The organism is Kitasatospora sp. MAA4 (genome assembly GCF_029893355.1).
In the GTDB taxonomy this organism is placed as follows: Bacteria; Actinomycetota; Actinomycetes; order Streptomycetales; family Streptomycetaceae; genus Kitasatospora.
The window spans coordinates 65894-90100 of record NZ_JARZAI010000007.1; the positions used below are offsets into that span (position 1 = coordinate 65894).

Consider the following 24207-nt stretch of genomic DNA (forward strand, 5'->3'; position numbering starts at 1 on the left):
TCCGGGGGTGAACGGTTCGGATGGTGCTGCGGGCCCGGCCTCCGAGGAGACCGGGCCCGCGGTGCGTACCAGCGGTGTCAGAGGCTGAAGATGTCCTCGATCAGCGCCTGCTGCTCGGCGGCGTGCCGCTTGGCCGAGCCGACCGCGGGGGCCGAGGAGGCCGTGCGGGCGACGCGGCGCAGCCGGCCGCCGCTGGCCTTGCGGCCGACCACGACGTCCAGGTGGTCGACCAGGTTCATCGCGATGAACGGCCAGGCACCCTGGTTGGCCGGCTCCTCCTGCGCCCAGACGAACTGGACGTCGTCGCCGTACCGGCCCAGCTCCTCCTGGAGCTCGGCGGCCGGCAGCGGGTAGAGCCGCTCGACGCGGACGATCGCCGTGTCGGTGACGCCGCGCTCGGTGCGGGCCGCCTCGACGTCGTAGTAGAACTTGCCGGCCGTGATGACCACCTTGCGCACGTTCGCCGGGTCGACGGTGGTGTCACCGATGACCGGACGGAACGAGCCCGAGGTGAACTCCTCCGCCTTGCTCGCCGCGGCCTTCAGACGCAGCATCGACTTCGGGGTGAAGACGACCAGCGGCTTGTGGTGCGGGTTGTGCGCCTGCCAGCGCAGCAGGTGGAAGTAGTTCGACGGCAGGGTCGGCATCGCGACCGTCATGTTGTTCTGCGCGCAGAGCTGGAGGAAGCGCTCGGGACGGGCGGACGAGTGGTCCGGTCCCTGGCCCTCGTAGCCGTGCGGCAGCAGCAGGGTGACGCCGGAGTGCTGGCCCCACTTCTGCTCGGCGGAGGAGATGTACTCGTCGACGATGGTCTGCGCGCCGTTGACGAAGTCACCGAACTGCGCCTCCCACATCACCAGCGCGTTCGGCCGGGTCAGCGAGTAGCCGTACTCGAAGCCCATCGCCGCGTACTCCGACAGCAGGCTGTCGTAGACGGTGTAGCGGGCCTGGTCCTCGGTCAGGTACAGCAGCGGGGTGTAGTCCTCGCCGGTCACCCGGTCGATCAGCACCGCGTGGCGCTGGCCGAAGGTGCCGCGACGGCTGTCCTGGCCGGCCAGCCGGACCGGGTGGCCCTCCATCAGCAGCGAGCCGATGGCGAGGGTCTCGCCGGTGGCCCAGTCGATGGTGCCGTCCTCGATCGAGGCGGCGCGGCGCTGGAGCTGCGGCAGCAGGCGCGGGTGCACGGTCAGCCAGTCCGGCAGGTTGACCTGCGAGGCGGCGATCCGCTTGACCATCTCCTCGGAGATGCCGGTCTGGATCGAGACCGGGAAGTCGGCGACCGGCTTGCCGCCGACGGCGGCCTGCTGGGCGCCGGCGGCGTCGCGGACCTCCGCGAAGACCTTCTCCAGCTGTCCCTGGAAGTCCTGGAGTGCGGACTCCGCCTCTTCCATGGTGATGTCGCCACGGCCGATCAGGCCCTCGGTGTAGAGCTTGCGCACCGAGCGCTTCTTCTCGATCAGGTCGTACATCAGCGGCTGCGTGAACGAGGGGTTGTCGGCCTCGTTGTGACCGCGGCGGCGGTAGCAGATGAGGTCGATCACGACGTCCTTGTGGAACGCCTGACGGAACTCGAAGGCGAGCCGCGCGACGCGGACCACGGCCTCCGGGTCGTCGCCGTTCACGTGGAAGATCGGCGCCTCGATCATGCGGGCCACGTCGGTGCAGTACATCGACGAGCGCGAGGAGGCCGGCGCGGCGGTGAAGCCGACCTGGTTGTTGACCACCAGGTGGATCGTGCCGCCGGTGCGGTAGCCGCGCAGCTGCGACATGTTCAGCGTCTCCGCGACCACGCCCTGCCCCGCGAAGGCCGCGTCGCCGTGGATCTGGATCGGCAGCACCGGGAAGGTCGTGCCGCCCTGGTCCAGGATGTCCTGCTTGGCGCGGACGATGCCCTCGACGACCGGGTCGACCGTCTCCAGGTGGGACGGGTTGGCGGCCAGCGAGACCTTGATGGTCTCGCCGTCGAGGCCGGTGAAGGTCCCGTCGGCGCCCAGGTGGTACTTGACGTCGCCGGAGCCGTGCATCGACTTCGGGTCGAGGTTGCCCTCGAACTCGCCGAAGATCCGGGCGTACGGCTTGCCGACGATGTTGGCCAGCACGTTCAGGCGGCCGCGGTGGGCCATCCCGATCACGGCCTCGTCCAGGCGGTGCTCGGCGGCGGCGTCGATGGTCGCGTCCAGCAGCGGGATCAGCGACTCACCGCCCTCCAGCGAGAAGCGCTTCTGGCCGACGTACTTGGTCTGCAGGAAGGTCTCGAAGGCCTCGGCGGAGTTCAGCCGGCGCAGGATGCGCAGCTGCTCCTCGCGCTCGGGCTTGCTGTACGGCTTCTCCAGGCGCTCCTGCAGCCACTTGCGCTGCTTGGGGTCCTGGATGTGCATGTACTCGATGCCGACCGTGCGGCAGTACGTGTTGCGCAGCAGCCCGAGGATGTCGCGCAGCTTCATCATCTTGTTGCCGCCGAAGCCGCCGACCGCGAACTCGCGCTCGAGGTCCCAGAGCGTCAGGCCGTGCTCGACGACGTCCAGGTCGGGGTGCTTGCGCTGGCTGTACTCGAGCGGGTCGGTGTCGGCCATCAGGTGGCCGCGCACGCGGTACGAGTGGATCAGCTCCATCACGCGGGCGGTCTTGTTGACCTCGTCCTCGTGCGTGGTGGAGACGTCGGTGGCCCAGCGGACCGGCTCGTACGGGATCCGCAGCGACTCGAAGACCTCGTCGTAGAAGCCGTGCTCGCCCAGCAGCAGCTGGTGGATCGAGCGCAGGAACTCGCCGGAGGCCGCGCCCTGGATGACCCGGTGGTCATAGGTCGAGGTCAGCGTCATGATCTTGGAAACGCCCAGGCGGGCCAGCGTCTCCGGGTTGGAGCCCTGGAACTCCGCCGGGTACTCCATGGCGCCGACACCGAGGATGGTGCCCTGGCCCTGCATCAGGCGCGGCACGGAGTGCACGGTGCCGATGCCGCCGGGGTTGGTCAGCGAGACCGTGACCCCGGTGAAGTCGTCCATCGTCAGCTTGTTCGAGCGGGCCTTGCGGACGATGTCCTCGTAGGCCTGCCAGAAGCCGAAGAAGTCGAGCGTCTCGGCCTTCTTGATCGCCGCGACGACCAGCTGGCGGTCGCCGTTGGGCTTCACCAGGTCGATCGCCAGGCCGAGGTTGATGTGGTCCGGCTTCACCAGGAAGGACTTGCCGTCCTTGGCGGTGTAGCTGTGGTTCATCCCCGGGGTCGCCTTCAGGGCCTGCACCAGCGCGTAGCCGATCAGGTGGGTGAAGGAGACCTTGCCGCCGCGGGCGCGCTGCAGGTGGTTGTTGATGACGATGCGGTTGTCGATCAACAGCTTGGCCGGCACGGCGCGCACGCTCGTCGCGGTGGGCACCTCGAGCGAAGCGTCCATGTTGGTGGCGACGGCCTTGGCCGGGCCACGCAGCGGGACGAGCTCCGGTCCGGTGGACTCGGCGGCGGGAGCGGCTGCTGCCTGCACGACGGCGGCGGGGGCCGGCGGCGCGGCGGGGGCGGCTGCCAGCGGCGCGGCGGCGACAGGCGCGGCCACGGGGGCTGCGGCTGCCGGGGCGGCGACGGGTGCAGGCGCCGCCGGAACGGCAGCAGGGGCAGGGGCGGCAACGGTGGTCGGCGTGGGGCCGACCTGGGTCGCGGCCTGGGTCACTGGGGTCACCTCGGTACCGGGCTTGTAGTCGGCGAAAAAGTCCCACCAGGCTCGGTCGACCGAGTTGGGATCCTGGAGGTACTGCTGGTAGATCTCGTCGACGAGCCACTCATTGGGGCCGAAGCCAGTGGGCTCCGTCGTAGTGCGTGGGGCCGAGCTGGGGGTTTCAGGGTGTGGCGACACGGCGGCAACCGCCCTCTTCCGCTTCCTTTTGGGATGTTTGGACAGCGGGGATTAAGGCTACGCCCCTGACCAGTGATCGCGCAGTCCCCGGGGGGTAGGCGTCGCCCAGATCACTGTGCTGTCGGCCACATTGGCTGAAACTGCGCGTTAGAAAGTCGTTCAGTGGGGGAAATGGCCGGTTCCGCCCCCCTGGCGATACCCGGGCAGAACCGGACAAACCAGGACTGCTTTGGCTGATTGTGAGCAGTCTGTGTCTGTCGATCACCGGTATGTCCCAGTTCTGTGACAAAGCTGGCCGGGTTGGACAGAAAGCACTGATCACAGCCGTGGGCGGGGCACGGCCGGCGTCGTGCCGGGCAGCGCGACCTGGATCAGGCAGCCCCGCGAGCCGTCCGCCACCTCGATCCGCCCGCCGTGCAGATCCACCGCCCAGCGGGCGATGGCCAGGCCGAGGCCGGTGCCGCCGTCGCTGCCCGGTCCCTGGGCGGTCGGGGTGCCGGCCCGGCTGAAGCGGTCGAAGACCCGGGTGCGGTCCTGGACGGGGATGCCCGGGCCCTGATCCTCGACCTCCAGCAGCAGCGCGTGCGGGCGTTCGCCGACCCGGGCCCGAACGGTGACCACGCCGCCCGCGGGGGAGTGCTTGCAGGCGTTGTCCACCAGGTTGGCCACCACCTGGTGGAGCCGCTCGGGGTCGGCCACGCCGGTGAGCCCCGCGGGTTCGACGTCGAGCCGCAAGCTGACGTCGCCGCGCCTGCTCCAGGCCCCGCCGGCGGTCGCACCGTCCACCGTCAGCCCGCGCAGCACGCCGGCCAGGAACGGCCCGACCTCGAACTCGCGGGCGTCCAGCGGCATCACGCCGCCGTCCAGTTTGGAGAGGTCCAGCAGATGGGTGACGAGCCGGCCGAGCCGCTCGGTCTGCTCCAGGGCCGCGCCCAGGGTCGCCGGGTCGGGCCGCACCACGCCGTCCACCACGTTCTCCAGGACGGCCTGGAGGGCGGCGATCGGCGTGCGCAGTTCGTGCGAGACGTTGGCCACCAGTTCTCGGCGGTGCCGGTCGGAGGCCTCCAGGTCGGCGGCCATCCGGTTGAAGGTGGTGGCCAGCTCGCCGACCTCGTCGCGCGAGGCGACCTTGACCCGTCGGCTGTAGTCGCCGCCGGCCATCGCCCGGGCGGCGACCGTCATCTCGCGCAGGGGGGCGGTCAGGCTGTGCGCCAGCAGCTGCATCACCAGCAGTGAGGCGATCATGGAGAACGCCATGATCACTCGGATCTGGGTCTCCGAGCGAACGGCGATCACCACCATGCCGCTGGCCAGCACCACGCAGACCACGACCAGCATGGTCAGCTTGCCCTTGATCGAGCTCACCGGATCGAGCGGACGGACGAGCCCGCGGATGCGGTCGGCCGCGCGGGCCGTCAGCGTCCTGCGCGGTGGTGTCTCGGGCTCGGTGCGAGCCCGTGGTGCAGCGTTCATCAGCGCATCGGTCCCCGTCGTTCTCTGCCCCCGTGAACCTCCCCCGTGAGGTACCGCGACCGGTGCTAGGACGCGGGCGCCTCCAGCGCGTAGCCGACCCCGTGCACCGTCCGGATCCAGGTGGCGCCGATCTTCCGGCGCAGCGCCTTGACGTGGCTGTCGACCGTGCGGGTGCCGGAGGCGTCCGTCCAGTCCCAGACCTCGGAGAGCAGCTGCTCGCGGGTCAGCACGGCCCGAGGCTGCGCGGCCAGGCAGGCCAGCAGGTCGAACTCGGTCGGCGTCAGGTGGACGTCGCCGGAGGCGAGCCGCACCCGGCGCTGCACGTGGTCGATCTCCAGCTCGCCGAAGCGCAGCGAGCCGAGCGCGGGGATGCGGGCGGCCTGCTGGGCCCGCTCGACTCTGCGCAGCAGCACGTTCACCCGGGCCGCCAGCTCGCGCATCGAGAACGGCTTGGTCATGTAGTCGTCCGCGCCCACGCCGAGCCCGACCAGCAGGTCGGTCTCGTCGTCGCGGGCGGTCAGCATCAGCACCGGCACCGGGCGCTGCGCCTGGATCCGGCGGCAGACCTCCAGGCCGTCGAAGCCGGGGAGCATGATGTCGAGCACCACGAGGTCGGGCTGCCAGGTGTGGAACCCGTCCACCGCGCCGGGGCCGTCGTGTGCCACGGCGACCTTGAAGCCCTCGGCGCCCAGTCGGGCCGCGATGGACTCGGCGATGGTGGGTTCGTCCTCCACCACAAGCACCCGTCGCTGGGCAATCACACCGCTGTTGCTACCGGTGTCCTGTTGAATCTCTGTCACGGTCACGCCACCGCCCCCAGGGCTGCGGGCCGGCCATCTGTGGAATGGCGGGCACCGCTCGTAGTCTGGTTCCGTCGTTTGCTGTTCCGGGCTTGTCGCCCCGGGCTCCGCCCGTCTCCGTAGGACCAGGGCCTTCCCAACCGCCGGTCCTGCGCTCACACTTCGCAGCGTACGGACCGAAGCAGTGCTCCGGCCGCTGGTACTGCGGATTACCGGACGGTCGACCGGTATCCGTGCTTCCGGGACGGGCCCGGGCCGATACCTTACCGTCCGGAATCGCTTAGTAGTAACGGTGTGTATGCACAAACGGGATGGCACACTCCAACGAACGGGCTACTGCCGCGTAGCCGCCCCGATGGTACGGACCAACGTGTGAACTGCCGTGATGTACAAGTGATCCAGTTCCTCACCGGACTCTCACATGGGCGTCGTACCGTGGTCGGAACCGGTTCCTGGTTGCACCGTGTGCACCCGGAGCGATGGTCCTCGGCCGGTCGGGACGCCCTCGGTGGCAGCCGGTCGCACGGTGGAGTGGAACGGAGGCGGCATGGCGTACTCGCGACAGGGCACCGCGCGGCTCGACCTGGCGGCTCCCTATGCCGGTCTGCGCTTCGGCCTGCGGGCCGGGCCGCTGTACTGGGTGCTGGACCGGGTGCCGACGCCCCGGCGCAATCCGTTCGCGCTGGGATACCTGGTCGTACTCGCCGGTACCACTCTCTTCGCGCAGTTCGGCGACCCGGGCCTGGTGCACCAGTTGCAGGCCATGTCCAGCACCGACGGGCACAACCTGATCCACACGCCGCTGCGTTCGCTGCTGATGAGCGGGCTCTGGGTGGCCGGTCCGGTCTGGATGCCCTACCTCTGGGCCTTCGCCTTCACCGTCGCCCCGCTGGAGCGCCGGGTCGGCTCGCTCCGCGCGGCCGGCGCCTTCGCGGCCGGGCACGTGGTCGGGACGCTGCTCTCGCAGCTGGTGGTGGCCATCGCGGTGGCCACCGGCCGGATGGGCGCGAGCGAGCTGGACGTGCTGGACATCGGGGTCAGCTACGGCGTGCTCGCCAGCCTCGGCGCGCTGGCCGGGCTGCTGCCGGTGCGCGGCCGCTGGCTGGCACTGGCCGGGGCGTTCGCGTTGATCGTCCACCAGATCACGACGGACGGGGACCTGGTCACCGCGATCGGGCACCCGACCGCGCTGCTGGTCGGCATCGCGCTCTGGGGTCCGCTGCGGCGGCCTCCGGCGGGCAGGGGCTGGTGGCGGCGCGGGCGGCAGTCGGCCGAGCGGGCACTGCCGCAGTCGCAGTCGCAGCCGGTGCTGGACAACGCGTAGTCCGCCCTTCTGGCATCTTCTCTTCTCGCATCTTCTCGCAGGTCACTGTCTGATCGCTGAGGGCGAACAGACGGTCGGGAACATTCGCCTCCTCTCAATCCTTAGTCCATGCGACTCAACTTCGCTGACTGGGGAGAGATCATGGCATCGACGTCCACACCGCTCACCCTGCCCGTGCTGCCCCTCGACGACGAGGTCGTGCTGCCCGGCATGGTGGTGCCGCTGGATCTGTCCGACACCGAGGTGCGCGCCGCCGTCGAGGCGGCCCGCTCGGCGGCACCGGCCGGCACCAAGCCGCAGGTGCTGCTGGTGCCCAGGCTGGACGGCTCGTACGCGGCCGTCGGCACGCTGGCCACCGTCGAGCAGGTCGGCCGGCTGGCCGACGGGGATCCGGCCGCGCTGGTCCGAGCCGTCCGCCGGGTGCGGATCGGTGCCGGGACGACCGGGCCGGGGGCCGCCCTCTGGGTGGAGACCAGCGTCTTCCGCGAGTCCGACGCCGGGATCCCGGTGGCCGGGCGGGCCGCTGAGCTGGTCAAGGAGTACAAGGCGCTGTCCACCCAGTGGCTGCGCAAGCGCGGCGCCTGGCAGATCGTGGACCGGGTGGCCCAGATCGAGGGCGTCGGCGAGCTGGCCGACAACATCGGCTACGCGCCCTTCGCCACCGCCGAGCAGAAGCTCAAGGTGCTGCTGGAGGCCGACCAGACGGCCCGCCTGGAGTACGCGCTCGGGCTGCTGCGCGACCACCTGGCGGAGGAGGAGGTCAACGACACCATCCGCAAGGACGTCGAGGAGGGCGTCGCCAAGCAGCAGAAGGAGTTCCTGCTCCGCCGCCAGCTCGAGGCGGTCCGCAAGGAGCTCGCCGAGCTGAACGGCGACCCGGCCGACGAGGAGGGCGACTACCGCGCCCGGGTCGAGGCCGCCGACCTGCCCGAGAAGGTCCGGGAGGCCGCGCTCAAGGAGGTCGACAAGCTGGAGCGCTCCTCCGACCAGTCGCCCGAGGGCAGCTGGATCCGGACCTGGCTGGACACCGTCCTGGAACTGCCGTGGAACAACCGCACCGAGGACGCCTACGACATCGCCGGCGCCCGCGCGGTGCTGGATGCCGACCACTCCGGCCTCTCCGACGTGAAGGACCGGATCGTGGAGTACCTGGCCGTCCGCAAGCGGCGGGCCGAGCAGGGGCTCGGCTCGGTCGGCGGTCGACGCGGGGGCGCGGTGCTGGCGCTGGTCGGGCCGCCCGGGGTCGGCAAGACCTCGCTCGGCGAGAGCGTCGCGCGGGCGATGGGCCGGGACTTCGTCCGGGTCGCGCTCGGCGGCGTCCGGGACGAGGCCGAGATCCGCGGCCACCGGCGCACCTACGTCGGCGCGCTGCCCGGCCGGATCGTCCGGGCGATCAAGGAGGCCGGGTCGATGAACCCGGTGGTGCTGCTGGACGAGATCGACAAGGTCGGCTCCGACTACCGGGGCGACCCGGCGGCGGCGCTCCTGGAGGTGCTGGACCCGGCGCAGAACCACACCTTCCGGGACCACTACCTGGAGGTCGAGCTCGACCTCTCCGACGTGGTCTTCCTGGCCACCGCCAACGTCCTGGAGGCGATCCCCGAGCCGCTGCTCGACCGGATGGAGCTGGTCCGGCTGGACGGCTACACCGAGGACGAGAAGGTCGTCATCGCGCGCGACCACCTGCTGCCCCGGCAGCTGGAGCGGGCCGGGCTCACCCCGACCGACGTCACCGTCGACGTGGACGCGCTGCGCAGCCTGGCAGGCGAGTACACCCGCGAGGCGGGCGTGCGAAACCTGGAGCGCGCGGTGGCGCGGATCCTGCGCAAGGTCGCGGCCCGGGCCGAGCTGGGCGAGCACGAGCTGCCGGTGGCGATCGGCGCCGAGGACCTGCGGGCCCTGATCGGCCGACCTCACCACACCCCCGAGGCGGCCCAGGCACCCGAGGAGCGGCGCACCGCTCTCCCCGGCGTGGCGACCGGCCTGGCCGTGACGGGTGCCGGCGGCGACGTCCTCTACATCGAGGCCTCGCTCGCCGATCCCGAGACGGGCGGCACCGGCCTCACCCTGACCGGGCAGCTGGGCGACGTGATGAAGGAGTCCGCGCACATCGCGCTCTCCTTCCTGCGCTCGCGCGGCGCCGAGCTCGAGCTGCCGGTCACCGACCTGCGCGACCGCGGCGTGCACCTGCACGTCCCGGCCGGCGCCGTCCCCAAGGACGGCCCGAGCGCGGGCATCACGATGACGACGGCGCTGGCCTCGCTGCTCTCCGGGCGCAAGGTCCGCACCGACGTGGCGATGACCGGCGAGGTCTCGCTGACCGGGCGGGTGCTGCCGATCGGCGGGGTGAAGCAGAAGCTGCTCGCCGCCGACCGCGCCGGGGTTACCACGGTGATCATCCCCAAGCGCAACGAGCCCGACCTGGACGACGTGCCCGCCGAGGTGCTGGAGCGGCTCACCGTCCACCCGGTGGCCGACGTGCGGGAGGTGCTGCGGCTGGCGCTGGAGCCGGCCGAGGTGCTGGTGGCGGCCGCGTAGTGGGCTGAGCCGGGGTGTGAGGGCAGCTGCCCTCACACCCCCGCGGTCACGACCTTGAGTTCGGCGAGCGACTCGCGGACGAACTGCGCCATGTCGCGCTGCTCGGCTTGGTCGGACTGGTCGGGCTGGTTGATCCAGCGGTCGAAGGCGACCTTGAAGACGGCGATGCCCGCCTCGCCGGCCAGACTCGCGCCCGGTTCCGCGACGCCGCGCAGCCGCAGAGCTCCGGCGATCGCCGCGGAGAGCGAGGCGAGCTTGATCAGCTCGCGTTCCTGAAGCTCGGGGTTGGCGGTGATGACGCCCTGGCGCCGCCGGGCGAACTCGCGGCGGTCCTGGAACATGCCGGCGGCGGCGTCCAGGGCCGCCGCGATCGCGTCGATCGGCGCCGCATCGGCGGGTGCGGCCGCGACGGCGTCCACGAAGAGGTCGTGCAGCACGCCCGCACCCCCGAACAGCACCTCGCGCTTGTCCGCGTAGTGCCGGAAGAACGTCCGCTCGGTGAGCCCGGCCCGTTTGGCGATCTCCGCCACGGTGGTCTCGTCATACCCCCGCTCGACGTAGAGCTCCAGTGCCGCCTGCTCCAGGCGGCCGCGTGCGTTCGGCTCCCATCGACCCATGCCGCGATTCTATGTGATGACAGTGGGTGTCATCGGGCGTAGGGTGATGACAGGAACTGACATCGCTCCTTTCTGGAGGTTTGCCATGCGCGTCTTCATCACCGGTGCATCCGGCTGGATCGGCTCCGCCCTCGTCCCCGAACTCCTCGGCGCTGGGCACCAGGTCGTCGGGCTCGCGCGATCGGACGAGTCCGCCGCCGCGCTCGCCGCGAGCGGGGCCGAGGTGCACCGCGGCACCCTGGACGACCTCGACGGCCTGCGCGCTGCGGCGGCCGCGTCGGACGGCGTGATCCACCTCGCCTTCAAGCACGACCTCGCCTTCAGCGGGGACTTCCCGGCGGCCGCCGCCGCGGACCGCCGCGCCATCGACGTGTTCGGCGACGCGCTCGCGGACTCCGACCGGCCGCTCGTCATCGCCTCAGGGGTGCTCGGACTCGCGCCTGGGCGGGTGGCGACGGAAGCCGACGGACACGTCTTCGACCCGGACGCGCCGCCCCTGATGCGCGGGGTGGAGACGCGGATGGCCAACGCGCAGGCGGCAGTTGGGCTGGCCTCGCGCGGCGTCCGCTCGTCCGCGGTGCGGCTCGCCCCGACCGTGCACGGCGACGGGGACCACGGGTTCCTCGCGACCCTGGTCGGCATCGCCCGCGACAAGGGCGTCTCGGGCTACCCCGGCGACGGCTCCAACCGCTGGCCGGCTGTCCACCGCCTCGACGCCGCACGGCTGTTCCGGCTGGCACTGGAGAAGGCCCCCGCGGGTTCGACGCTGCACGGCGTCGCGGACGAGGGCGTGCCGGTCCGCGCCATCGCCGAGGTGATCGGACGTCACCTCGACGTCCCGGTGGCCGCGGTGCCGGCCGAGGACGCGGGCGCCCACTTCACCTGGCTGGCCCCGCTCATCGGCGCCGACAGCCCGGTGTCGAGCGAGCTGACCCGCGGGTTGGTGGGGTGGGAGCCGACCCAGCCGGGGCTGATCCACGACCTCGACCTCGGCCACTACTTCCGGAGCGTTTGCTCAGCCGATCAGTGACTCGAAGTTCGCCACCAGGTCGGCAGGGGACGGGAGGGCGTCGATCTCCGCCTTCATGGCCGCAGCCGACTTCCGCAGGGCATCGTCCGTGACCAGCCGGTCGAGTAGGGCGGTGTCGACGGCGTCCAGGCTGGAGGGCAGTGCGAAGCCGTTGGCCTGGCCGGCGGCGGCGTTGGCGAAGTTGTCGGCGCCCTGGGGGAGCATCAGCTGAGGGACGCCCAGCGCGGCGGCGGTCATCATGCTGCCCGAGCCGCCGTGGTGGACGACGCCGTCGCTGACCTGGAGCAGCTGGCTCAGCGGCACCCACGGCAGCGGCCGGACGTTGCCGGGCAGCGTGCCGAGCGGCGTGAGATCCCCGTCGCCGACGGCGAGCAGGATCTCGGCGTCCAGCGCCCCTGCCTGCTCGATCAGTCGGGAGATGGGCGCGATGCCCTCCCACTCGGTGAACACAGTGCCCAGCGTCACCGCGATCCGCGGCTTGGTGCCGCGCCTGATCAGGTCGGTGGGGATCGTCCCGCCGCCGTTGTACGGCACGTACCTCACGCGCCAGCCCCCGCCGTCCCCGCCGAGCGAAGCCGGCACGACGTCCAGGACGGTGGACGACGCGGTCGCCTCAACCCCGTGTGCGCGGTACTCGTCGGCGAGCAGCCGGCGCAGGCGGGCGGCCGCCCCGCCCGAGGTCACCCCGAAGTTGTGCGCCACGGCAGGTATGCCGAGCTTGGCGGCCACCAGCGGCGCGGCGCCCTGGAAGGACTCGTGCACGATGATGTCCGGTCGCCAGGCCTCCGCGACCTTCAGCAGGCCGTCGACGGTCGACCGGCCGAGCTCGGCGAAGCCGAGGGCGCTCAGTTCGTTCGTCTGCTCCTCCGTCCGCTCCTGGTCGGCGAAACGGACGTCCTTCGGGAGGGCGCGGGCGAAGGCCTCCCTGAGCGTGCTGCCGTCGCCGACCTCGACGACGGGCAGTCCGGTGTTGCGCAGGATCGCGATCGGGGGCTGCCCGGCGAACAGGACCTCGTGGCCGGCCGCCCGCAGGGCCAGCGCCGTGGGGATCACGGGGAAGATATGGCCGACCGCCCCGGGGGCGGAGAACAGGACTCGCACAGTGGTCCTCCTGGTGCACATGGTTGCTTGATGTCGGCTGTGGCCACTTCGCCCCTGTGGAGCCGGCGGCCGCCCTCGGCGGTCACTGTGCGGAAAAGCCTGTCACGGCCCATCCTGAGCGGGCACTTGTGTTTTTGACAGACGTTCACCTGGCGGATGGTCGGCTTTCTTTCTGCTTGATATGGGTCGTGTCCCTTGAAATGCCGTCGCGTCTGTGTCCTAACGGTCTTGCGGCGAGCGACAGTTCGTCGTGAGCATGCGCCACTCCGGACATCCTCTGCATCGACGGCAAGACACCGCGAGCCGAGTCCGGACCAGTACGGCCCCCAGCGGATGGGTGGTGCCTGGTTGGCGGGACGCGAGGACGAGCTGATCGTCCTGCGCTGGCAGCCCACCCCCGAGCAGTGGAGCGACCTCCTCGAGCGCCACGGCTTCGCCGCCGACTAGATGATTGATTCCAAGGGGTCGGTCCTGTTCGGGGTGATCAGGTAGCGCCTGGGGGTGGATGGTCTCAGCCGCTGTGGTGGGACGGTTCCCAGACCGAGCAGTCGTGTGCGAAGAGCACTCGTTGTGGGTCGAACTCGCTGAGCCGCTCCAGCCATCGCTGATAGGTGGGAAGCGGCTGTTCCAGACCTTGGCGGGCGGCGTGGCGAGCCAGGTGGTCCGATGCGAACTGGGATGCGAAGTCGTATGCCTGGCCGGCGAGGACCACGGTGCCATCGCTCTGCCGGACCACGAGCGACTGGTGCCCATCGGTGTGCCCGGGAGTGGGGACGATCCAGACCCCCGGCCAGACCTCCACTTCGCCGTTGAGCTCTTCGTAGGTCGCACCGGGGAAGTCGATTAGTTCGTCGATGGTGTAGCCGCCTCGGCGGGCAGTGGCCAACTCCACGGCCTGCACCAGGATCGGCTTCCCACCCAGCAGCGGGTTCCCTCCGCAGTGGTCGAAGTGGAGGTGGCAGTTCACGACCAGGGAGATATCCGCGGGCGTGACTCCTGCAGCCGCGAGGGCGCCCTCCAGCGCCCTGCGTTGGGGTCGATAGTGGGCCTCGGTCTCGGGATCGACGGCACCGACACCGGTGTCGAAGAGGATCAGCCCCTCGTCACGCCGCACCAGATAGGCGAGCACTGGTTCAACTCGCGGCTGCGGGCCACCGGTCTCCGAGGCCGGTCGGACGAAGTAGCCCAGGTCGAGTCGACGCAGCGCGTTGTTGTTGCCCATCCGGTCATCCTGGCAGGCAGCCGTATCCGTTCCGGGGTTGTCCGCCGACAGCGGACTCGGCCGAACTCGCTGTGAGAAAACCGGCCCGGGTCCGCTGCGCACGGGAAGTCGGTCGTGCCGACTTCCTGTCGGGCGCGGCCGATGGGGGTATCGATCGGCACCAGCACCTTCGGCGTGCGGCGCAGCTCGGGGTCTCCAGCACTCCGCAGTCGGCTGCGCTTGCCGCCGGCCAGGACGAGCGCGACGGAGCAGGCGGGTAGGGAGACGACGGTGCTGGTGTACCACTCGGCGGGGTGAGTTGGGGCGCCTGACCCGCCCACCCGCCCGACCCGGGATTACAGGAGCCGGAGGCAGTCCAGGGCGAGGTAGGCGGCGGCGGTGTCGGTTATCTCGCCCCTGCGGAGCACGGTGGAGCGGAACTCGGACAGAAAGGCCGGTGTCCTGTGCGGGTGCCGTCCTCCAGCATGCCGTCTTTTGCTGTCAAATCAGGCTAAACCAAGGCGAATTGGCGATCAAGCGCGGGTGTGAGTAGCGTTCCGCGGCATGAGTCCTGCGACCCCTGAGCACGGTGCGCCCACCACCGCCCCGCAGTACTGGGACAAGTACCGTCCCCAACGGCAGCGGCCGAGCGCCCAGCGGTTCGACTGGACCGGGCTGGCCGATGACGGTCCGGGGGAGGAGGTTTTGGGGGGCCCGAAGACCGCGCTGGACCTGGGACCGGCCGAAGGGGAGAACGCCGCCTTTCTGGCCCGCGCCGGGGTCGAGGTGACCGCCGTCGACTTCTCCGCTGTCCAGGTCGAGCGCGCTCGCAGCTTCTGGAGCGACCTGCCGAACCTGGAGTTCGTCCACGCCGACGCGCTCGACTTCCTCGACAGCGACGGGCGCCTCTTCGAAGCGATCTACTCCACCTGGGGCGCGGTGTGGTTCACCGATCCGGACGAGCTCTTCCCGCGGATCGCCAAGAAGCTCGGCGCGGGCGGTGTCTTCGCGTTCTCCCACCGTGAGCCGAGTCCGGACCAGTACGGCCCCCAGCGGATGGGCGGTGCCTGGTTGGAGGGACGCGAGGACGAGCTGATCGTCCTGCGCTGGCAGCACCCCCCCGAGCAGTGGAGCGACCTCCTCAAGCGCCACGGCTTCGCCGCCGTCCGCACCCGGGTGATCCCTTCTCCGGAGCGGGGTGCGCTTGGCACGCTGCTGATCACTGCCAAAGGGTGAGGAACGACCGGCCTGGGCCCGATCGGTTCGGCCTCTCCGTAGCATCCGACGGTAGCCACCGGGCATGGCTCGACCGGCCGGTGGACGACTGGTGGATCCGGACGCTAGGAGGTCGCGGTGGAGGAGTCGGAGATTCCGCTGGAGCGATGGCTGGAACTCCGCGACGCGGGGCGCCCCCAGGTTGGCGAGCGGAGAGCCGTCCATGCCGACGGCTCTCGGCGGGCGGCCCACGTCAACCCCGACGCCCCGCGGCTCATCCTCGAATGGGACGGGCATACCTGGTCGTTCCTCACCATCGCCCCGGACTACAAGACCGCCGCGGGCATGCTCGGCACCGTCAAGGCTGGGACCGGCAAGCACCGCAAGCCCTGACGAACACGCGAACCAGGCGCTCGGCTGGGGTATCTCGGCCTCAGCAGTGACGCCGCCGTGCAGAGCCTCGGTTCTGACGATCCGTTCGCCGACTTCCAGGTGCCGGTTCACCCCAGGCCGGTGTCAACGGTCGGACAGCCGGCGCATCATCGTGCTTGGTCGCCATGCCGCTCCATCACCTTCGGTCAGCTGAAGTCGACGAGTGCGGTGATCCAGTCGTCCTGGACATTGCCTTCGGCCAGGCATGGCCCGCTGGTCGTCGGTGTGTACCAGCCGGTGCTCAGTTCGTAGGGGGTGGTCGGAACGAACTGCCGCGTCTGCCAAGGGGTCTCGAAGGTTCGTACGACGGCGTATGTCCTGTTCCCGACCGCGTCGATCACCAGGTCACCGGGTTCGCAGGTGGTGGGGACGAAGTCGCCGGTCAGGCCGTTGGCGGCCAGGTCGCCGTAGTGCTGGACACCGGCCTTCACCCGGTGGACGCCCTGGAACTCGTCGACCGCGACATGAACCGTGCCCGCGCCCGGGTAGGAGAGGGCGATCGAGTCAGCGGTCGTCAGCGGCCGGATATCGAAGGCGGCCAGGACGGCCACCCGTTCGTGCGCGGAGTCGGTGACGTCGCCGACGTTCTGGAAGAGGTCGTTCCGGGTGTCGGTGACCGTCACGGGTCCGGGACAGGTGCCGGTCAGATACAACGTCATGATCAGCGCGTCCCCGCCGGCCACCGGAGATTGAATCCTCAGGGTGTCGCCTGCGGTCGTCACGTCGGTCTGCTGGTCCGACGCTGGGCGGCCCACCCACGACGGCATGGCCGGCGGTCCGGCCTGGCTCGGCGCGGCGTCGACCGGACTCTGTGGTACCTGGTCCTCGGGTGGAGTGATCCACATCGGGGTGGCAGGCATCGAGGGTTGAGGAGGCTGGGCGTCCTCGGTGCTGGAGGGTGGGCAGGGTGTACTCGCGCTCTCCAGGGCGGCGTGGCTCGGCAGTTCCAACAGGCCGGCGGTGGCGCCGACGCCGAACAACGCCCCGACCACCAGTGTCAGCAGGCGCCCCCGCAGTCGGCCGGACCACCGAGAGGCGCTGACCGGCGCCGGCTCTGGGGTCACTGCCTCAGGGGCCGGGGAATTGTCGGGCACGGCTGGCGGGTTGGTGCCGGCGCCGTCGAGCAGTGCCTGTAGCCGGTTGCCGTCCACGCCCAACGCGGTGGTCAGGGCCTGCAAGGCCTCGGTGGTGATGGGGCGTTTGCCGTTGAGCCAGCGCTGCCAGGAGGCGTGGCTGTAGTGCGTGAGTGTCTCGATCTGTTTCAGCGTCAGTCGGTGCTGGTCCTTGAGCGTGCGCAGTTCCTCCAGAAGCTGCCGGTGCGCGGGACTGAGCCCGTCGGGCAGCGCGGTCCAGTACGGCACAGCCGAATCCCCCCGGATCCTCCGTTACCTGATGCATGTAACGCCGTCCCAAACCGCAGCTCACCCCTCTGCGGCCTGTGTGATTGTTACACGACCTAGCGTGACTCTGGCAGGTGTTCGGCGGATTCCCAGAGGATCCATGACGGCGGAACGGACTACCGCCACCTCTCCAGGCCGTTGTCAGAAAGGTCGATGCACCAATGCTGAGCAACTTCTCCTCGGCGCGCCATCGCGACCGGCACCGCGATCACCCCGCACTACACGGCGCAGGTCGCCTTGTACAACGACACCACCGGTAAGTGCGCGGACCTACCGAACTACGGATCCAACCCGCCCAACAGCCCCGTGACGCAGTACAACTGCAACCTCGGCTCCGGCGACAACCAGATGTGGGACCTCCAGCCCACCCGCGTCGTGAACGGCACCCAGCTCTACGAGTTCGTCAACGACAAGAGCGGCCTGTGTATGGACCTGCCGAACTACGGCTACGAACCGGCGGGCACCCATGTCTACATCTACGGCTGCAACTCCAACCCGGCGGCCGACAACCAGGAGTTCTACCTCAACGACGTCACCGGCAACGGTGACTACGAGGTGGTCAACTACGACGACGGCCTCTGCCTCGACGTGGCCGGCTGGGCCAGCGACGGCAGCGACAGGGCGAACGGCCTGCCGTTGACCGTGTACCCCTGCTACAACTCCGCGTGGACCGGCGGGTACATCCCCGGCTACGACGACCACCTGTGGAAGCTCGACGTCTGAGCTTGAGGATGTTCATGAGCGCCTCCCGGGCGGGGTCTGTCGGCCCCGCCCGGGAGGCGTTAGAGGGTGCCGAATTCTCCCGCCTTGACGGCTGAGACGAAGGCGGCGAATGAGGCGGTGGGGAAGGCGAGGGTGGGGCCGTGCGGGTCCTTGCTGTCGCGGACCGGGACGATGCCGGTGAGCGGGGTGGCCGCCGGCGCCCATTCGATGCAGCCGCCGCCATCAGCGTTGCTGTAGCTGGACTTGATCCACGCCACGCGGGGCAGACCGGCGTTTGTGCTCATTTGGGCAGAGCCTCCATGACGTCGTGAATCACATCCGCCGACTTGCTCGGCGCCAGGGCGTAGGCCCTCAGCCGATCGTATTCCCGTCGACGTTTGTTGACCCGCTCGGGTTCCTCGAACAACGTGCCAGAACCGATGCTCTCCTCGTAGGCGACGGAGGAGCGGTCGGCCAGCGTCATCAGCGTCAGCGTGCCTCCCATCAGGACATGGCCGCCGTGTTCGAACGGCAGGATCTGGATGAGGGTGGTCGGGGTGTCCACCTGCGCTGCCAGCGAGGCAAGTTGTGCCCGCATGACGAGCGGTCCCCCGACCGGCCGCCGGATCACCGCCTCATCGAGGAGCATGGAGAGATAGGGCGGGGGATCGGCCCGCAGCAGTGCCTGCCGCATCAGGCGGGCGGCCACCTTCTCTTCGATCTCGCCCGGGGACGCCGCCGGATTGCCCACCTGGAAGAGCGCGCGAGCGTAGTCCTCGGTCTGCACCAGACCCGGCACCAACTGCCCCGCGTACTCGTCGATCACCCGAGCTCTCGCCTCCAACTCCATCCGGCGGCGGTACTGGTCCGGGTGGATCTCCTTCTTCGCCAGCTCGTACAGCGTGCAGAAGATCCCGTCCGTCCCGAACACCGCGTCCAGCATCGGCGGCAGGTCCGGCGGGGGGATGGTCTCCGCGACCTCGATGCGGGCGATGTGGCTGCGGCTGTACTTCACGATGCTCGCCAGCTGCTCCAGCGACATGCCCTCCCGCTCGCGGAAGAACCGCACCTTGGCGCCGAACATGTGGCGGGCGCTCCGGTCGGGGGTCAACTTGCCTGCGGGCCTTGCCATATCGGACTCCCAATTTTCCCGGGACGTGCCTGGAGAGGCGAACTGCTTCCGATCGTAACTCCGTAGCGCGACTCTTGACTCACAGTCAGTGAGGATCGTTGGGATCCCCGAGGAACGGAGCCGCAGATGACTTCCAGGATGGACCGAGAGATGCGAGAGAAGCGCCGAGCCGCCCAGGATGCCCTCAGTCGCCTGATCGCCCTGCTCGCAGAGGCGGGGATCGTGCTGCCCTCGGCCACCGTGGACTGGCGGGCGCCGGTGACGGGCATCGTCCTGATCGAGCTCGGGGCTGCCCGAGTGGATGTGGTCGAACTCCTGATCGCCACTCTCCGTAAGGGACTTGGGCATGACGACCAGTGAGGAACCTGCTTCGGGCACTGTTCCCCCGCAGGGGGTCCTGTCCGCTGGGTTGGCCGGACTGTCCGCTGTGCGAGGGGAGTTGACCACAATGAGCCCTCGTCGTCGCAGTGCCATGACCATCCGGACCTACCGGATCACCGGCGGCGGCCGCCGGATCGAGCTGTCGCGGCACGAGATCTCCCCGCACCCGGGGGCGGGCTCGATCGAGCTGACGAGCGTCTGGCCGCGCTGCCGATGCCGCAGATGTGAGGTGGCGGATGCGGTCGTCCGTCCTGATGCTGAGACGGTGTTGTGAGACGCCGCGTCAGCGCGGGAGCATGGTCGGCATGACATCGCACACGTGGTTGAGCCGTCGACTCCATGTCGACCTGGCGTACGCGTGTTCTGCGGTCTGTCGTCGCCGCGCGGTCTGAGCGCGGTGGCCCGCCCGGCAGTTGGCTAGTCCGGGCCTGAGTTCGTCCTGTCGGGCGGAGTGCACCGCTGTGTCGCCCTGCGCCACTTCACACCCTCACCCTCACCCGACGGGACCCTCCCATGCGCTTTGCTCTGCCCTCCCGCGCCGCCGCCGTCTCCGCGGCCGTCCTGCTCGCCCTCTCACTCGCCTCCCCGGCCCGCGCCGACACACCAGCACCCGCCAACCCGTACGCCGGGCCGGACGGGACGGCCACCATGCACGGCGACACCGAGTCCTCCGACTCCACTCCGCTGCCCGGCCCGGGCGCCGGCCCGCTGACCTCGCACCGCGCCGCCCTGGCCTCGGCCTGCCCGACGGTGCTGGACGGCTCGGACGGCTACCCGGTCGCGCTCTGCACCACGATCTTCGGGCTCACCCCGACCGTCCACCTGCTGGACCCCGCCACCGGCAACTCGATCGCCGAACTGGCCATCGCCAAGGGCTCGTTGCTCGGCGGCGTGTACGCCTACCTGGACAACCGGGACCGCCTGACGGTGGTGGACGGCAACGACAACCTGCTGCGGATCGGCCACCGGCGGGCGGCCGACGGCTCCTGGCAGTTGTACGTCGACAGCTCGTTCCCGCTGGCCGGCGCCGTCCCGGCGGGCGACTCGGTGGTCGGGCTGTCCCCGGACTGGCAGGGCCGGGTCTGGTTCGCCACCGCCGGCGGCGTGGTCGGCACCGCCGACGACCGCACCCCCGGCGGCGCCGTCCGCACGCTCGCGCTGCCGGCCGGTGAGCAGGTCGCCAACAGCATCTCCACCGCCCCCGCCGGCACCCTGGTCGCCACCACCGCCGCGACCTACCTGCTGACCGCCGCCGCGGACGGCACCCCGCAGATCGCCTGGCGCCAGGCGTACGACCGCGGCCCGGGCCGCAAGCCGGGACAGCTCAGCTGGGGTACCGGTTCGACCCCGACGTTCTTCGGCCCGCGCACCGGCACCGAGTACGCCACCATCGTCGACAACGCGGCGCCGACCGAGCACCTGCTGGTCTACCGGACCGACTCCGGTGCTCAGGTCTGCTCGGTCCCGGTGCTGCTGGCGGGCGGCAGTGGCAGTGAGAACTCGCCGATCGGGGAGGGGAGTTCGGTCTTCGTGGCGAGCACGTACGGCTATCCGTACCCCAAGCTGCCGGCCGGCGCGGGGGCGAGCGTGCCGGCCTCGGCCGCCTTCGAGGGCGGGCTCAGCCGGGTGGACGTCCGCCCGGACGGGTCGGGCTGCGACCTGAAGTGGGACAACACCATCCGCTCGGCGGCCGTTCCGCGCCTCTCGCTCGGCGACCACCTGATCCACACCGTCATCCGCAACCCGCTGATCCCCGGCACCGACTGGACGTCGGTCCTGGACCCGTACTCCTACGCCGAGATCGACCCGGATACCGGCGCCGTCGTGCGCACCAAGTTCCTCGGCGCCGGGTTCCTCTTCGACACGTTGCAGATGGTCGGCACCATCGCCCCCGGCGGCGTGGTCTACCAGGGCACGACCACGGGCGTGCTGCGGATCAGCAACGGCTGACGGGCCGGTCGGGGGAGTCGACGGCAGAGGCCCGGTGAGTCGTGCGAGACTGCGCCAATGCCGTCGCTTACTCAGATCGCGCTGGCCAAGGTGCCGACGCGACTGCGCCCGATCGTGGTGCAGCATCGCAGCCTGGTGAAGTTCCTGCTGGTCGGTGGCACGTGTTTCGTGCTGACCGTGGTGATCAACTACGGGCTCAAGTTCACTCTCTTCGAGTCCAAGCCGGTGGTCGCGCTGACGATCGCGACGGTGATCGCCACGGTGCTCTCCTACCTGCTCAACCGGCAGTGGTCGTTCCGCTCGGAGGGCAGCCACAAGGAGGCGATCCCGTTCGTCGTGGTGAGCGCCGTGGCCATCGTGGTCAACGACCTGCCGCTGCTGGCCAGTCGGTACCTCCTCGACCTGCGGCAGCCGGACGTCAGCCACTTCTCGCAGGAGGTCGCCGACTTCGTCAGCGGCATGATCCTCGGCACGCTGCTCGCCATGGGCTTCCGCTACTGGGGGATGAAGAAGTGGGTCTTCACCCAGGCGCGGACCGGCCCGGAGGCGGAGGAGTCCGCCACCGAGTCGGCCACGCCGGTCGGCTAGGGCTGCGCTGCTCTAGACGGCATATGCCGGTGAGCGATATATATCTCCCTATGACAGAACGCTCCATGCAGGAGCCCACGCTGCTTCTGCTCACCGCACTGGCCGATGCCCCTCGGCACGGCTACGCCCTGATCCAGGAGATCGCCGTGATCTCGGACGGCCGGGTGAAGATGCGGACCGGCACGCTCTACAGCGCGCTGGACCGCCTGCTCCAGCAGGGGCTGATCCAGGTCGAACGCGACGAGGTGATCGACGGTCGCGCCCGCCGGACGTACGCGCTCGCCGAGGCCGGGCGGGCCACCCTGGCCGCCGAGGCCGACCGGCTGCGCGCGGTGGTCGCCGAGGCCGACCGTCGTCTGAGGACCATCCGTCCGACGGCCAGGGGGGCCCTCGCATGAACACCGGTACCATCAGCACCACTTCACGCGGCCTGCGACTGGCCCTGCGGGTCTACCCCGCCGCCTACCGCACCGAGCGCGGCGAGGAGATCACCGCCGTCCACGCGGACGCCACCAGCGGCGCCGGCCGGCTGGCCACCGCCCGCGAGACCGCCGGCGTCGCCGCGTACGGCCTGCGGGTCCGCACCGGCCTCACCGCGAGCGGCACCGGCGGACACCTGCTCGCCACCACCGCGCCACTGGCCGCCGCCCTCGCGCTCGGCGACCAACTGCGCGTCCTCGCACACCTCCCGCAGGACTGGGGACAGACGGCGGCCGAGTACCGCCCCGCGCTGATCGCCTCGGCCGTCCCGGGCGTGCTCTGGCTGCTGGTCGTGGCGGCCATGCTGCTCCGCCGGTGGACCACCGCCCGGGTGCTGGCCGCCCTAGCGGCAGTTGCCGCTGTTGCCTCTTGGTTGGCCGGCGAACTGTCGGTGCAGAGGTGGGCGCCGGGCATGCCGCCGGACTACCTCCTCCTGGTCGGCCGGGCCGGAGCGGGCGTGCTGTGGAGCCTGCTGGTCTTCGCCGCACCGGGCGACCTGCTCGACAGCACGATCGCCCGCCGACCGCGCGCCGCCGTCCTGCCCTCCCTGCTGTTGGCAGCCAGCATCCTGGACGGCTACGTGGGTGTCGTCGATGCCTCGTTGCCAACCATCCAGGTGGTGACCGCGATCGTCCTGTCGGCGGGCCTCCTTGCGCTCGTCCTGCTGCGCTGGGCCCGGTTGCTGCCCGCCGCGACCGGAGTCGCCTTCCTCCCGCTGGCCCTCACCTACGCCGTGGTCTTCGTCGTCCCCCAGTTCTTCAGCTGGGACGACTACTGGCTCGGCAACCTCGGCGTGCTGATCAGCTACCTCGTCGGCGCCGCGGTGCTGGCCCTGCTGACAGCGGGCGCTGTGAGGTTCCTGAAGCCCAGCCCGCAGGCCACGGGCCCGCTCGGCACGGAGTAGTCCTACAGCACCTCTTCGGTGATCATCGGCCGGCCGCCGCGGGGGCGGATGCTGACCGCGGCCAGCGTTACCGCGATGCCCAGCACCGCCCAGACGGCCAGCACCAGCAGCGGCCCGGTGATGTTGGTGGCGTCGAAGTAGGCGATCGAGCGGGCGACGCTGGTCCCCGCGCCGTTCGGCAGCCAGGGGCCGATCGCCCGCCAGAACGGCGGCAGGATCGGCGGCGGGTAGACGCCGCCCGCGCTGGGGTTGCCGAGCACCACGAAGATCAGCACGGCCAGCCCGATGCCGACCACGTCGAACAGGCACTCCATCGCCATCGTGAAGGCGCCCACCGCGAAGACCACCAGCGCTCCCAGGCCCCAGAGCCCCGCGATGCTGCCGGGCAGCGCGTTCAGGATCGGGCCGGTGATCAGCACACCGCCCAGACCCGCCGCGATCGAGTAGAGGGCGAGCACCCCGATGCGGATCACCGCGCGGTTGCGGTTGGCGGGGCGCGATCCGGCGCTGATGCCGAGGATCGAGGCGACCAGATAGCCGCCGACGCACCAGCCGACCACCAGGTAGAAGGCGGACAGCCCCTTGGCGTCGCCGTCCGCCAGCGGCACCACGTCCTGCACCTGGACCGTGCGGCCCTGGGACTGCTCGGCCGCCGTGACGATCGCCTCGGCCGCGGTCGCGGCGGCCGGGCCGCGTGCGTTGGCGACCAGCAGGGTGTCCTGGGTGCCGGACGGGTTGAACAGCAGTGCGGCGTACAGCTTCTGGTCCTTGATCCGGGCCACGGCGGTCGCCTGGTCGGGGACGGCGGTGGCCCGCACGGCGTTGTTCGGCACCCCGTTCAGTCCGGCCACCAGCTGCCCGCTGACCTGCGCCGGGGCGACCACGCCGATCGAGAGCCGGTGCGGCTGCGGGTGGTGCAGGGCGCCCACGTAACTGGCGATGAAGCCCAGCTGGAGCAGCAGGACCGCGACCACCAGGAGGGCGGCGCGGCCGGAGATGGCGTCCTTGAGCTCGGCGGCGAAGCCCTTGTCCGGCCTGGGGGTGTCCGGCATCGACGTTCTCCTTCGAAGCGGGGAGTGAGGAAAAGGTACGAAGTG

Annotated in this window: 21 protein-coding genes; 11 read left to right on the forward strand and 10 right to left on the reverse strand. The window is 70.5% G+C overall.

All coding sequences use genetic code 11. The annotated features are described in order from the left end of the window. Positions 1-77 precede the first annotated feature (77 nt). The 3 genes from P3T37_RS11930 to P3T37_RS11940 form a co-directional block, all read right to left on the reverse strand. Positions 78-3842: a multifunctional oxoglutarate decarboxylase/oxoglutarate dehydrogenase thiamine pyrophosphate-binding subunit/dihydrolipoyllysine-residue succinyltransferase subunit gene (locus tag P3T37_RS11930; RefSeq protein ID WP_280723510.1), complete on the reverse strand. Its 3765-nt coding sequence runs from the start codon at positions 3840-3842 to the stop codon at positions 78-80. A 318-nt stretch (positions 3843-4160) separates the two neighbouring features. Beyond that, positions 4161-5315, reverse strand: a complete 1155-nt coding sequence (locus P3T37_RS11935) for an ATP-binding protein (protein WP_280723511.1) — start codon at positions 5313-5315, stop codon at positions 4161-4163. Between the two features lie 65 nt (positions 5316-5380). After that, entirely contained in the window at positions 5381-6115 is a 735-nt protein-coding gene (locus tag P3T37_RS11940; RefSeq protein WP_280723512.1) for a response regulator transcription factor, read from the reverse strand. Between the two features lie 547 nt (positions 6116-6662). Between P3T37_RS11940 and P3T37_RS11945 the strand changes: the two genes are divergently transcribed. Beyond that, on the forward strand, positions 6663-7439 hold the full coding sequence (locus P3T37_RS11945; protein ID WP_280723513.1) for a rhomboid-like protein: 777 nt from the start codon (positions 6663-6665) through the stop codon (positions 7437-7439). Between the two features lie 141 nt (positions 7440-7580). Next, the gene (gene lon / locus P3T37_RS11950) at positions 7581-9977 is read left to right on the forward strand and encodes an endopeptidase La (RefSeq protein ID WP_280723514.1); all 2397 of its coding nucleotides are present in this window, start codon (positions 7581-7583) and stop codon (positions 9975-9977) included. A gap of 32 nt (positions 9978-10009) precedes the next feature. Here lon and P3T37_RS11955 read toward each other — a convergent pair whose 3' ends face one another. Beyond that, positions 10010-10594, reverse strand: coding sequence for a helix-turn-helix domain-containing protein (locus P3T37_RS11955; RefSeq protein ID WP_280723515.1), 585 nt, complete (start codon positions 10592-10594; stop codon positions 10010-10012). A gap of 85 nt (positions 10595-10679) precedes the next feature. Here P3T37_RS11955 and P3T37_RS11960 point away from each other — a divergent pair, with 85 nt between their 5' ends. After that, on the forward strand, positions 10680-11624 hold the full coding sequence (locus P3T37_RS11960; protein ID WP_280723516.1) for an SDR family oxidoreductase: 945 nt from the start codon (positions 10680-10682) through the stop codon (positions 11622-11624). Here P3T37_RS11960 and P3T37_RS11965 read toward each other — a convergent pair. Beyond that, on the reverse strand, positions 11610-12725 hold the full coding sequence (locus P3T37_RS11965; RefSeq protein ID WP_280723517.1) for a nucleotide disphospho-sugar-binding domain-containing protein: 1116 nt from the start codon (positions 12723-12725) through the stop codon (positions 11610-11612). The two genes, P3T37_RS11960 and P3T37_RS11965, sit on opposite strands and share 15 nt — an antisense overlap. A 511-nt stretch (positions 12726-13236) precedes the next feature. Further along, positions 13237-13947 carry an N-acyl homoserine lactonase family protein gene (locus tag P3T37_RS11970; protein WP_280723518.1) on the reverse strand — a complete coding sequence of 237 codons (711 nt, stop codon included), beginning with the start codon at positions 13945-13947 and terminating at the stop codon, positions 13237-13239. Between the two features lie 543 nt (positions 13948-14490). On the opposite strand from P3T37_RS11970, the gene P3T37_RS11975 reads away from it, so the two are divergent. Both P3T37_RS11975 and P3T37_RS11980 read left to right on the forward strand, forming a co-directional pair. Further along, positions 14491-15162 carry a class I SAM-dependent methyltransferase gene (locus P3T37_RS11975; RefSeq protein ID WP_280723519.1) on the forward strand — a complete coding sequence of 224 codons (672 nt, stop codon included), beginning with the start codon at positions 14491-14493 and terminating at the stop codon, positions 15160-15162. 117 nt (positions 15163-15279) lie between these two features. Next, complete coding sequence (locus P3T37_RS11980; protein WP_280723520.1) at positions 15280-15534, forward strand: DUF6087 family protein; 255 nt, start codon at positions 15280-15282, stop codon at positions 15532-15534. Positions 15535-15719: 185 nt separating this feature from the next. Here the strand turns inward: P3T37_RS11980 and P3T37_RS11985 are convergent, their stop codons facing one another. Continuing rightward, complete coding sequence (locus P3T37_RS11985; RefSeq protein WP_280723521.1) at positions 15720-16934, reverse strand: helix-turn-helix transcriptional regulator; 1215 nt, start codon at positions 16932-16934, stop codon at positions 15720-15722. 276 nt (positions 16935-17210) lie between these two features. Here P3T37_RS11985 and P3T37_RS11990 point away from each other — a divergent pair, with 276 nt between their 5' ends. Then, positions 17211-17696, forward strand: a complete 486-nt coding sequence (locus P3T37_RS11990) for an RICIN domain-containing protein (protein ID WP_280723522.1) — start codon at positions 17211-17213, stop codon at positions 17694-17696. Positions 17697-17755: 59 nt separating this feature from the next. Here P3T37_RS11990 and P3T37_RS11995 read toward each other — a convergent pair whose 3' ends face one another. Next, positions 17756-17980: a DUF397 domain-containing protein gene (locus tag P3T37_RS11995; protein WP_280723523.1), complete on the reverse strand. Its 225-nt coding sequence runs from the start codon at positions 17978-17980 to the stop codon at positions 17756-17758. Beyond that, positions 17977-18759, reverse strand: coding sequence for a helix-turn-helix transcriptional regulator (locus tag P3T37_RS12000; RefSeq protein ID WP_280723524.1), 783 nt, complete (start codon positions 18757-18759; stop codon positions 17977-17979). The genes P3T37_RS11995 and P3T37_RS12000 overlap by 4 nt, the downstream gene beginning before the upstream one ends. Positions 18760-18957: 198 nt before the next feature. On the opposite strand from P3T37_RS12000, the gene P3T37_RS12005 reads away from it, so the two are divergent. The 5 genes from P3T37_RS12005 to P3T37_RS12025 all read left to right on the forward strand — a co-directional run bounded on the left by P3T37_RS12005 (position 18958) and on the right by P3T37_RS12025 (position 23110). After that, on the forward strand, positions 18958-19167 hold the full coding sequence (locus tag P3T37_RS12005) for a hypothetical protein (protein WP_280723525.1): 210 nt from the start codon (positions 18958-18960) through the stop codon (positions 19165-19167). A gap of 534 nt (positions 19168-19701) precedes the next feature. Next, the gene (locus P3T37_RS12010) at positions 19702-21138 is read left to right on the forward strand and encodes a hypothetical protein (protein WP_280723526.1); all 1437 of its coding nucleotides are present in this window, start codon (positions 19702-19704) and stop codon (positions 21136-21138) included. A gap of 57 nt (positions 21139-21195) precedes the next feature. Further along, complete coding sequence (locus P3T37_RS12015) at positions 21196-21726, forward strand: GtrA family protein (protein WP_280723527.1); 531 nt, start codon at positions 21196-21198, stop codon at positions 21724-21726. 50 nt (positions 21727-21776) lie between these two features. Then, on the forward strand, positions 21777-22124 hold the full coding sequence (locus P3T37_RS12020) for a PadR family transcriptional regulator (RefSeq protein ID WP_280723528.1): 348 nt from the start codon (positions 21777-21779) through the stop codon (positions 22122-22124). After that, positions 22121-23110, forward strand: a complete 990-nt coding sequence (locus tag P3T37_RS12025; RefSeq protein ID WP_280723529.1) for a hypothetical protein — start codon at positions 22121-22123, stop codon at positions 23108-23110. The genes P3T37_RS12020 and P3T37_RS12025 overlap by 4 nt, the downstream gene beginning before the upstream one ends. 2 nt (positions 23111-23112) lie before the next feature. Here P3T37_RS12025 and P3T37_RS12030 read toward each other — a convergent pair whose 3' ends face one another. Next, positions 23113-24162, reverse strand: a complete 1050-nt coding sequence (locus P3T37_RS12030; protein ID WP_280723530.1) for a DUF3533 domain-containing protein — start codon at positions 24160-24162, stop codon at positions 23113-23115. Positions 24163-24207: the final 45 nt, after the last annotated feature.

Excerpts from the sequence above, each read along its gene's own strand:
- P3T37_RS11935 (WP_280723511.1), bottom strand. The coding sequence starts at position 5,315 with ATGAACGCTGCACCACGGGCTCGCACCGAGCCCGAGACACCACCGCGC.
- P3T37_RS11945 (WP_280723513.1), top strand. The coding sequence starts at position 6,663 with ATGGCGTACTCGCGACAGGGCACCGCGCGGCTCGACCTGGCGGCTCCC.
- lon (WP_280723514.1), top strand. The coding sequence starts at position 7,581 with ATGGCATCGACGTCCACACCGCTCACCCTGCCCGTGCTGCCCCTCGAC.
- P3T37_RS11955 (WP_280723515.1), bottom strand. The coding sequence starts at position 10,594 with ATGGGTCGATGGGAGCCGAACGCACGCGGCCGCCTGGAGCAGGCGGCA.
- P3T37_RS11960 (WP_280723516.1), top strand. The coding sequence starts at position 10,680 with ATGCGCGTCTTCATCACCGGTGCATCCGGCTGGATCGGCTCCGCCCTC.
- P3T37_RS11970 (WP_280723518.1), bottom strand. The coding sequence starts at position 13,947 with ATGGGCAACAACAACGCGCTGCGTCGACTCGACCTGGGCTACTTCGTC.
- P3T37_RS11975 (WP_280723519.1), top strand. The coding sequence starts at position 14,491 with ATGAGTCCTGCGACCCCTGAGCACGGTGCGCCCACCACCGCCCCGCAG.
- P3T37_RS11995 (WP_280723523.1), bottom strand. The coding sequence starts at position 17,980 with ATGAGCACAAACGCCGGTCTGCCCCGCGTGGCGTGGATCAAGTCCAGC.
- P3T37_RS12000 (WP_280723524.1), bottom strand. The coding sequence starts at position 18,759 with ATGTTCGGCGCCAAGGTGCGGTTCTTCCGCGAGCGGGAGGGCATGTCG.
- P3T37_RS12005 (WP_280723525.1), top strand. The coding sequence starts at position 18,958 with ATGCGAGAGAAGCGCCGAGCCGCCCAGGATGCCCTCAGTCGCCTGATC.
- P3T37_RS12010 (WP_280723526.1), top strand. The coding sequence starts at position 19,702 with ATGCGCTTTGCTCTGCCCTCCCGCGCCGCCGCCGTCTCCGCGGCCGTC.
- P3T37_RS12015 (WP_280723527.1), top strand. The coding sequence starts at position 21,196 with ATGCCGTCGCTTACTCAGATCGCGCTGGCCAAGGTGCCGACGCGACTG.
- P3T37_RS12020 (WP_280723528.1), top strand. The coding sequence starts at position 21,777 with ATGACAGAACGCTCCATGCAGGAGCCCACGCTGCTTCTGCTCACCGCA.
- P3T37_RS12025 (WP_280723529.1), top strand. The coding sequence starts at position 22,121 with ATGAACACCGGTACCATCAGCACCACTTCACGCGGCCTGCGACTGGCC.
- P3T37_RS12030 (WP_280723530.1), bottom strand. The coding sequence starts at position 24,162 with ATGCCGGACACCCCCAGGCCGGACAAGGGCTTCGCCGCCGAGCTCAAG.